Origin of the sequence: Paraglaciecola sp., assembly GCF_030730205.1 — a bacterium.
In the GTDB taxonomy this organism is placed as follows: domain Bacteria; phylum Pseudomonadota; class Gammaproteobacteria; order Enterobacterales; family Alteromonadaceae; genus Paraglaciecola.
Genome location: NZ_JANQVQ010000268.1, coordinates 1 through 9,010, shown reverse-complemented (window position 1 = coordinate 9,010; position 9,010 = coordinate 1). Strand labels below are relative to the sequence as shown.

The following is a 9,010-nucleotide window of genomic DNA, read 5'->3' as shown; positions in this document are numbered from 1 at the left end:
TCTTCCCCCGATTTCGTAGGCACTAAGATAACTATTGCTTATTAACGCTAGCGCTGCGAATGTTTGCCTTTCGCTATAAAAGGCTTTAGCGCTGCTTTTAAGCCATTGAAAATTATGTGTAAAACACATACTAAGAATGAAAAATAAAATGGCTACAACTTATCGCATCAAGCCGCACCCCGCTTGTTTCTGTACAAAAAATAAACTAGCATCAGATCGATTTTATAAAACTTGATAGGGATTTGTTATGCCTCTAAGTCACGTATTGCACGGTGAACTTAGAGTTATTGGTTTGTTGTTATTGCTAGTGACTCTTGTTGGTTGTGAAAAACCTGAACCTGAAACTGCTCATGTCACACAGTCTGCGCCTGATAATACTGCTCCCCCACCTAAATCGGAGGTTACCGAGCCTTCAGCAAATCAACAAACGTCAGAACCAATAACACCAGCGCCATGGCCTAAACCGGCTGCGAGTGCAAACAACGCCAAAGATTTTCAATACAATTCAGGTAAATTATACTCAATACATCCCGATTATAGTGAATATAATCAAGAAATGGCTTACCCACCAAGACCGATGCGTTCCCCTCATACAAAGGCTAACAAGCCCGCCACAGTCCCTGAAATTTATCATGTCATTGTGTCTGGTTCTAAACATTTAAAATTGCCAGGTAGCACTGGATTACTCAACGTCTGGATAGGTGATATTAACTTTAAACCGCCGCGGGATAATTCAATGAATAGCGCTGTATCAGATATTAACGCCGCGGGTGAATATGCCTTGATAGAGGCCAACGCACCCGATTTCGATGTGACAGGCCCTGATCAAAAATGTATTTTTTTGCATCCTTCTGGCGTTGATACCAAGTTTTATTTAAGCGCAAAAAGCGCCGGTGATTTTGAGGTGAGTGCCACTGTTAATCTATTTAATACAGACGATTGCTCAGGCCCTGCGATACCTAAAACGGCCAACAAGTTAAGCGTGAATGTAGTGGTTGACGAAGAGGTCATCAATGAGCAACGCAAACAAGGCTTTGTTGATATTTTTTGGGAAAAAGCGACTGAGTTTTGGGTTGCCCTGCTGGCCTTACTATTTGGCGTTATTCTGTTTTTAGTACGTAAAGCATTGAAAACCTGGTTGGGTTACGTACCTAAAGACCCTGACTAATAGCGATTGCGAATGAACTTAGTAGGCCCAAAAAATCGTTGCCATGGCTAAATTTCATGCGGTTTTAGATTGTTTATAGCGCCAGTAGGTGGTTTTATGTGTCCCTTAAATGAATAAGCCACGCATGTAACTTACAACATCGTGAATGCCGCAAAAAAAACAGGCTATAAACTGCGTTAATTAGGCCAAATATACTAACCACTATTTATACGCTCGTGCTAAACTCGCGCCAATTTCTCAGCCTTTTTACTGATAAACAACAGGGCGGCAGTTTTTTGGTTTTTCTGTTGTTTTTACGAGTTATACATGACCAAGGTACACTCACTAGAATATGAGCAAGCACGAATTCGCGCCCTCAAAAATATGAATATTCTCGATACCGAGCAAGACCAAGAGCTTGATGCAATTACCCTTGAAGCCCAGCACTATTTTAATAGTAAAGCCTGTTTAATCAGCCTCATTGCTGAAGATCGCCAGTGGTTTAAATCGCGTCAAGGTATTGAAGGTCCCGAGCCTCCTAAGAGTGTGTCTTTTTGCACTTATGCCATTGCCGAGGAAGAGTATCTTGTTGTACCAGACGCGACCTTAGATGAGCGCTTTTGCAATAACCCTTTAGTAACAGGCCCGCCTTTTATTCGTGCCTATGCTGGCAGTATTTTGCACACTGGGCAAGGTTATGAAGTAGGCACTTTTTGTATCATATTTGATCAACCGCGGGAATTTACCAAAGAAGACATAGCTGTGTTGCAACGTTTTGGCGCTGCGGCAGAAAAGTTATTGTTTAACGGCTATCATACTGCGCTATAACATATTCATACCCCTGCTGAGTTAACAGCACTGCGGAACTGCTAGCGCAGCAGGGGGTGGTACCGCTTAATAGTTAAACTACTCGCCCTTTTGTCCTGAATAATCGTTATCGGTTTGTTCTTCTTGGCATCACATCACTTTTAAAATACCCCATAGTGAGTCATAGTAGCTTTTTAGACACAGGATAAATTCAAATGACGGATCACATTGGTTTCCTTTACTATTGAGAAAGTAACATGCGTGATTTTTTGTTTAATGGCCGTGTCGCGAATATTTATTTTATCGTTATTTTAGGTTTAGGCAGTTGTTCATCTTGGCTGGTTTATGAACAAATTGTGTCTAGCGAAAAAGAAAAACTTAAAGCGGCATCTTTTAACCAAGCTGACTCCATTGCCAACGAGCTACAACAAACCTTTCAAAATCGCTTTGTACAAGTTGCCTCGGTGGCCAACCTGTTTGCCACTTCAGATTGGGTAAGCTACGAAGAGTTCAATACCCTCATTCAATTGGTTTACCTCAATGAAGATGACTATCGCCGCGTTGCTTGGGTTGTGCGGGTTGACCAACAAGACATTCCGCCACTACTCGACAAACTGCGTCAAAATCCAGAGCCAGGATTTGCGGATATGGGCTTCTTTTCGATAAATGATACGCACGTTGAAGAGCCGGTTTATATTAATAATCAGCTGTGGGCGGTAGCCTACCCTTACCCTTTAACGCCAGAAAATAATATGTTAGGACGGGCCCTAGGCCCTCACTCGCCTGTTTATCCCTTATTAGAAAAAACACGTCTGTCGGGAAAGAGCTTGTTTTCATCTATGATACTTGACCCACTTGCTGACAAAACAAGTGCTCAGCCCATGTACATTATTAGTTTTCCTATCGAATTAGGAGCTAAACGTTTTGGACGAGGCTTTATTACCTCAGGCAATTTTTTAGTAAACCACTTTGATTCGATAATGAAAAAAGTCGGTAACAAGCATTTTTCTTATTTGCTTGAGGATCACCAACAGCATTTTTACGCCTATCCTGAAAATCAATTAGTGAGTGCATTGCCACCAAGCAAAACAATTTCTTATACCTTTTCTATCAACGTTAACCAGCAAGTCTGGACACTTTACCTCTACCACAACGACCACCAGCTGTTCGAAATTGCTATGGTTTACAAAGTCTTATTAATGTTAGGCCTACTGCTGTCTTTGGGTATTGCTTTTATCACTCGTATGCTGCTTTTACAAAAAAGCCAATTAAAACGGCAAGTAAGCAAACAAACCAAAGAATTAAATGACATGGTGGCACAGCTCACCTTTAACAATGAACAGTTAGGTATTGCCATTAAAGGGGCTCAGGCAAGTGCGGTGGCAAAACAGCAATTTATGGCGAATATGAGCCACGAAATTCGCACGCCCATTAACGGTATAATTGGGTTAACCGAGCTGTGTCGAAAAACAGACTTGGCGCCTAAACAAGCAGAATATCTCGCTAAAATAAAACTATCGGCGAATCATTTGGCTACCATCATCAACGATATTTTAGATTATTCAAAAGTTAACTCAGGCTCCCTTGAACTTGAACAAAGGCCGTTTTCGTTGCTGAGCGTAATCGACAATTTACACGCCATGCTCAGTCAAGAAGCTAATGATAAAGGCATAAAATTCACCATTAACCTCCCCCCAAATCTACCCGTCGATGTGTCAGGTGATAAAGTCAGACTCAGCCAAATTCTGCTTAACCTGTGCTCTAATGCCATTAAATTTACTGAAAAAGGCGACGTTACCCTTATCGTCAATGGCCAGCCAAAAGCACATCAAGTGGCCGATTCCTTCCTGTATCGCTTTCGTTTTACCGTGACGGATAGCGGCATTGGTATTGCGCCAGAGTATATGGATTTATTGTTTGAAAACTTTAGCCAAGGCGATGCTTCAACCACTCGGCGGTATGGCGGCACAGGGCTTGGATTAACCATCAGTCAGCAATTGTGCCGCTTAATGAATGGCGAAATAACAGTAAGTAGTGAACTGGGTAAAGGCAGTACTTTTGTCGCAGAAGTAGACTTACACATTAACAAAGCCATGATCGACAACGACGATGAAATATACCTACTGAGCACCAAACCTCGCGTGTTACTGCTAGACGATAATCCAGAAACACTGAGTTTAATGGCAGATCGGCTAAGCGAAATGGGTGCCCAAGTAAGCTGTTTTCTGCAAGCCGACACCGCCTTAACCCGCTTGCTTGCCGAGCCGCAGGCCTTTGATTTTATTTTACTAGACTGGATGTTACCAGGCTGTGATGGCCATGAGTTTTTACAGCGCCTTAAACAAGCTCAGCTGTCTTATACACCACGGATTATAGTGATTACCGCCTACGAGCTGGATAGCGTTAACCAAGAAAAAAACAAACTGGCTATTGAACACATCATCGCCAAACCCTGCCAACGTATTGATTTATATCGCGCCTTGAGTGTTAAACAAGACGCAATAAACCCCGCCGAACCACCACGAGCGCTTGCAGGCATAACTTTATTGGTTGCCGAAGATAACGAAATCAACAGTGAAATTATTTTTGAGACGCTTAGCCAACATGGCGCCAACGTGATTATGAGTCAAGACGGTCAAGACTGCATCAAGCAATTGTATGCAAACCCTGATGTTGATCTGATTTTAATGGACATTCAAATGCCTGTTATGGATGGCATCAGCGCGTTTAAAATCATTCGTGAAAACCCAGCTTACCGCCATCTGCCCATTGTGGCGCTAACCGCAAACGTATTGAGTGAAGACAAACAAATATACAGCGACTTGGGCATGAATGGCCATTTAGCCAAACCCTTTGAAACTCACAAAATTATCAGCTGTATTTTAAGTTTGGTATCAAAACCTAAAAAAGCGAAGAGGAACGAGCCTTGAGTGCAACTCGTATGATTTATTGAGTTCGTGTGGCAAGGCCTCTGGCTTTATTCAGGGTGTGTAGCCTTGATATCAAACCATAAACGCGCATCGGCCAAGGGTGTTTCTTTAGGTAAAAATGGGTTGTCTAACTCAAATATTTGACGTTTTGCCAAGTTAGCGCGCTTTAATAAACCACCAAAATGCTGTGTAAACAAGGCCTCAAAACTGCCATCATCAATAGCGATTTGTAAGCCTTTTTCAATGACGCCATGCAAGTGCATGTCGTTTTTTCTAACAAAAAAATACACGGCTGTTGGGTAATAAATAGCGATATGCGGGTCAACCATGACTTTGGCATGTTGCATTAATGCATGCTCTGCCCAAATCTCGATCACCGAGCGAGGAAAGTAGTCAATTCGCTCGATGGTTAGCAAATTAAATAATGCGTTAGTATTGGTGGTGGCAATAAGATTAAATTGGCTGTTTAGCAAAATTTGAGTATCGGGCCAGTCACGTCCCTGACCTACTACGAGGTTTTGCAGTTGCGCTTGACTGGTTACATCGGCAAGTAAGTCAGGGTTATTTTTATTAACAAAAGCTAAACGCAAACCAATCAGCCCTTTATACAAGGGGATTCGTATTGGCGCTAATCTGGTTTCTCGCTCAGTATTAGACACCATCCAATGAATGTCATAAAAGGCCTCTTCAATCAAGGCAGCACTGCGCCCTTGAGGTACAGAAGGCATCGACACATATTTTATTTCCATCACTGCATTGGGCACTTTTGCCAAGGCCAGTTTAAACAAGGCTAAAAAATATTCATTTTGATGGTTATACAGGGTGTCTGTTTCATTGGTGGGATAATAAACTATTCGTGTGCTTTCATGATGCGGTTTACGTTTATCACTTTGCTGGCATGCTCCCTGAACCGCATAAGTCAAACTCACCAATAAGAGGATTATTTTCATAGGCAACACCTTTCATACCTAAACCTAAGGGAAACACTAAAGCAGCAAACGCATGCTGTATAGAAGAGTGTAGCTATGAATAGCGTAGACGCACAAAATCTCATGAATGATGTTATATGAAAGTTAAATTTGACAATTAATCAACACTCCCTTAACTTATGTCTTATATAAGACATATCTTTAAACGATAGGACAAATTCTATGTCGACCCAAAATAAAACCATGCCGAAAGTTGGCTTTGGCCTGTGGAAAATATCCAAAGAAACGTGTGCAGATGCAGTATATAACGCCATTAAAGCGGGATATCGCCATCTTGATAGCGCCAGCGATTATGGTAACGAAGTTGAAGTAGGTAATGGCATTAAACGTGCGATTGACGATGGCCTATGTCGCCGTGATGAGCTGTGGATCACCTCAAAATTGTGGAATACCTTTCATCACAAAGAACATGTAGAGCCTGCTATTCGTCGCAGCTTGCAGGACTTGCAGCTTGAATACCTTGATCTCTACCTCATTCATTTCCCTATCGCCCAGCCCTATGTCGATTTTGACGATAGATATCCCCCTGAATGGATATTTGACCCACGCGCCGCCGAGCCGCGCATGGAAACCGCCCCAGTGCCATTGCATGAAACATGGCAGGCAATGGAGGCCTTAGTAGAAGCAGGTTTAACCACACAAATTGGTGTATGTAATTACAACACCGGCTTGTTACACGATTTAATGAGCTACGCCACAATCAAACCTGCTGTATTACAGGTAGAGTCTCACCCTTATTTAACCCAGCAACGTTTGATGAAGCTAGCTAGCAATTACGGCATTCAAGTCACCGCGTTTTCTCCCCTTGGGGCCTTATCGTATCTTGAACTGGACATGGCTGGAGCCAAAGAATCAGTACTTGAACAAGACGTAGTAAAAGCAGCCGCCAAACGCATAGGTAAAACTCCTGCTCAAATCGTATTGCGCTGGGGCGTACAACGTGGCAACGCCATTATTCCTAAAACGTCACGCCCGGAACGTTTAGCAGAAAACTTAGCCATTTTTGATTTTGAGTTATCAGAAACTGAAATGACGGCAATCGACGCCCTAAATTGCAACCGCAGGTTTAACGATCCCGGTCAGTTTTGTGAAGCGGCATTTAACACTTTTTATCCTATTTACGATTGAGGTAAATCATGGCTACACCAGCAATAAACTATGTCGAAGTCGCTCACCAATTACGTTGCGGTGACGCTATATTTCCTAGCGTTGTAGTCAATGATGGCAGCGTGACCAACCTTGAACAAGCGACAGTTTGGGTAAAAGCCCATTTACCTGAGCTTGAGAGCAAACTAAGAGAGTCTGGTGCCATTTTATTTCGTGGTTTTCCACTTGATTCAGCTGAAACCTTTGACGAATTCTCTCAAGCATTTGCTTATCCCAATTTCACTTACAAAGAGTCGTTGTCTAACGCGGTTAGGATTAATTTCACCGAGCGTGTTTTTACCGCTAATGAAGCGCCTAAAGACGTAGAAATTTTCTTGCATCACGAAATGGCGCAAACGCCCATTTCACCGAGTAAGTTGTTTTTCTTTTGTAAAGCAGCCGCTGAACAAGGCGGCGCAACGCCCTTGTGCCGTTCGGATATGTTGTTTGCTGAATTTGCTCGTCAACAGCCCCAGTGGGCCGAGGCCTTTATCACAAAAGGTTTGAAATACACAACGCAAATGCCAGCAGAAAATGATGCTAATTCAGGCCAAGGCCGCAGTTGGAAAAGCACGCTTAATGTCAGTGACCTTGCGCAAGCCGAAAGCAAATTAAAAGAACTCGGTTACAGCTGGACATGGTTAGAAGACGGCAGCCTTCGGGCCACCACTCCCATATTGCCTGCTGTTATTGATATCGGCCAAGAGCAAAAAGTATTTTATAATCAGTTAATTGCAGCGTTTATGGGCTGGAAAGGTGTGAGAGAAAACCCAGCAAAAGCCATTACTTTTGGTGATGACAGCCCCATTCCGATTGAAGCCCTAGAGCTCATGGTCAGTTTATCTAAAGACTATACGTTCGACTTGCCTTGGCAAGATGGGGACGTGGCATTAGTTGATAACTATATTACCATGCATGGCCGTCGCCCTTATTCTGGCGAACGCAAACGTCAGGTGTTAGTCGCCCTAGCGATGGACTGAAGCGGTATTTAATTGAGTGGTAAGGTCAAAAATGGAAAAAATTAACATACTGTTGCCAGGTATTGTGGTGGCAACCGTGACGGGATTTGCTGCGCTGTTTTTGTCTGAACATTATGGCGCGCCAGCCATGCTGTTTGCCTTATTACTTGGCATTGCATTATCGTTTTTATATGAAGACACTAAATGCAAAGCCGGTATCGAATTTACCGCTTGTCATATTCTGCGTATCGGCGTTGCCTTACTCGGTTTGCGCATCGCCTTCGGTGATTTAGCTGCATTAGGTTGGAAAACAGCCCTAGTCTTGATTGTGGCGATTGTGAGCACCATTGCAGTTGGCATTGCACTGGCCAAGGCCTTTGGTTTAAGTAAGCGTTTTGGGGTACTTAGTGGTGGTGCCGTGGGTATTTGCGGTGCATCGGCTGCCATGGCCATATCAGCTGTCTTACCCGACAGCCCAGAAAAAGAACGGGATACCATACTGACCGTGGTTGGAGTAACCGCCCTATCGACCATTGCCATGGTGCTTTACCCCATCATAGCGGGCTTACTTGAACTTGATCAAACCAGTACCAGTATTTTTTTAGGCGGCACTATTCACGATGTGGCACAAGTGGTTGGCGCGGGTTATTCGGTATCAGAACAAACGGGCGACTTAGCCACGTTGACTAAATTAGTACGCGTGGCCTATTTAATGCCAGTAGTGCTGTGCATTTTATTAGTCATTAAGCTAAATCTCAAAAAGCTGAACGGGCCAGGTGTTATTGAGGCTAAATCACCCGGCGTACCCGGATTTTTAATTGGCTTTGTCGTGCTCATGACCATCAACAGCTTAGTTGATTTACCAGAATTGATAAGCTCCAGTGCCAACGAACTCAGCCGCTTTGCCCTTGTTGTGTCGATTACCGCTATCGGCATGAAATCAAACCTGCGCCGACTGCTAACGGTTGGTATTAAACCGATTATTTTACTCATCATCGAAACCTTATGGATAGCAGGTTTGATACTCTTGAG

7 protein-coding genes are annotated in these 9,010 nt (G+C 43.3%); 6 read left to right on the top strand and 1 reads right to left on the bottom strand.

Annotation, left to right across the window (positions count from 1 at the left end; all coding sequences use genetic code 11):
* Positions 1-247: 247 nt before the first annotated feature.
* From NWQ57_RS17430 to NWQ57_RS17420, 3 genes are all read left to right on the top strand, one after another.
* Positions 248-1,168, top strand: coding sequence for a hypothetical protein (locus NWQ57_RS17430; protein WP_306023448.1), 921 nt, complete (start codon positions 248-250; stop codon positions 1,166-1,168).
* A 306-nt stretch (positions 1,169-1,474) separates the two neighbouring features.
* Positions 1,475-1,975, top strand: a complete 501-nt coding sequence (locus NWQ57_RS17425) for a GAF domain-containing protein (protein ID WP_306023447.1) — start codon at positions 1,475-1,477, stop codon at positions 1,973-1,975.
* A 236-nt stretch (positions 1,976-2,211) separates the two neighbouring features.
* Positions 2,212-4,884, top strand: coding sequence for a response regulator (locus tag NWQ57_RS17420; RefSeq protein WP_306023446.1), 2,673 nt, complete (start codon positions 2,212-2,214; stop codon positions 4,882-4,884).
* 47 nt (positions 4,885-4,931) lie between these two features.
* On the opposite strand, the gene NWQ57_RS17415 is transcribed toward NWQ57_RS17420, so the two are convergent.
* Positions 4,932-5,834, bottom strand: coding sequence for an amino acid ABC transporter substrate-binding protein (locus tag NWQ57_RS17415; RefSeq protein ID WP_306023445.1), 903 nt, complete (start codon positions 5,832-5,834; stop codon positions 4,932-4,934).
* Between the two features lie 201 nt (positions 5,835-6,035).
* Here NWQ57_RS17415 and NWQ57_RS17410 point away from each other — a divergent pair, with 201 nt between their 5' ends.
* The 3 genes from NWQ57_RS17410 to NWQ57_RS17400 form a co-directional block, all read left to right on the top strand.
* The gene (locus NWQ57_RS17410; RefSeq protein ID WP_306023444.1) at positions 6,036-7,001 is read left to right on the top strand and encodes an aldo/keto reductase; all 966 of its coding nucleotides are present in this window, start codon (positions 6,036-6,038) and stop codon (positions 6,999-7,001) included.
* An 8-nt stretch (positions 7,002-7,009) separates the two neighbouring features.
* A complete protein-coding gene (locus NWQ57_RS17405; protein ID WP_306023443.1) occupies positions 7,010-7,999 on the top strand; it encodes a TauD/TfdA family dioxygenase in 990 nt (329 codons plus the stop codon).
* A 31-nt stretch (positions 8,000-8,030) separates the two neighbouring features.
* Positions 8,031-9,010, top strand: a 980-nt coding sequence (locus NWQ57_RS17400; RefSeq protein ID WP_306023442.1) for a YeiH family protein, incomplete at its 3' end; no start/stop codon positions are given.

What these genes read in the sequence shown, in the direction of transcription:
- NWQ57_RS17430 (WP_306023448.1), top strand. Translation starts at nt 248, where the DNA reads ATGCCTCTAAGTCACGTATTGCACGGTGAACTTAGAGTTATTGGTTTG.
- NWQ57_RS17425 (WP_306023447.1), top strand. Translation starts at nt 1,475, where the DNA reads ATGACCAAGGTACACTCACTAGAATATGAGCAAGCACGAATTCGCGCC.
- NWQ57_RS17420 (WP_306023446.1), top strand. Translation starts at nt 2,212, where the DNA reads ATGCGTGATTTTTTGTTTAATGGCCGTGTCGCGAATATTTATTTTATC.
- NWQ57_RS17415 (WP_306023445.1), bottom strand. Translation starts at nt 5,834, where the DNA reads ATGAAAATAATCCTCTTATTGGTGAGTTTGACTTATGCGGTTCAGGGA.
- NWQ57_RS17410 (WP_306023444.1), top strand. Translation starts at nt 6,036, where the DNA reads ATGTCGACCCAAAATAAAACCATGCCGAAAGTTGGCTTTGGCCTGTGG.
- NWQ57_RS17405 (WP_306023443.1), top strand. Translation starts at nt 7,010, where the DNA reads ATGGCTACACCAGCAATAAACTATGTCGAAGTCGCTCACCAATTACGT.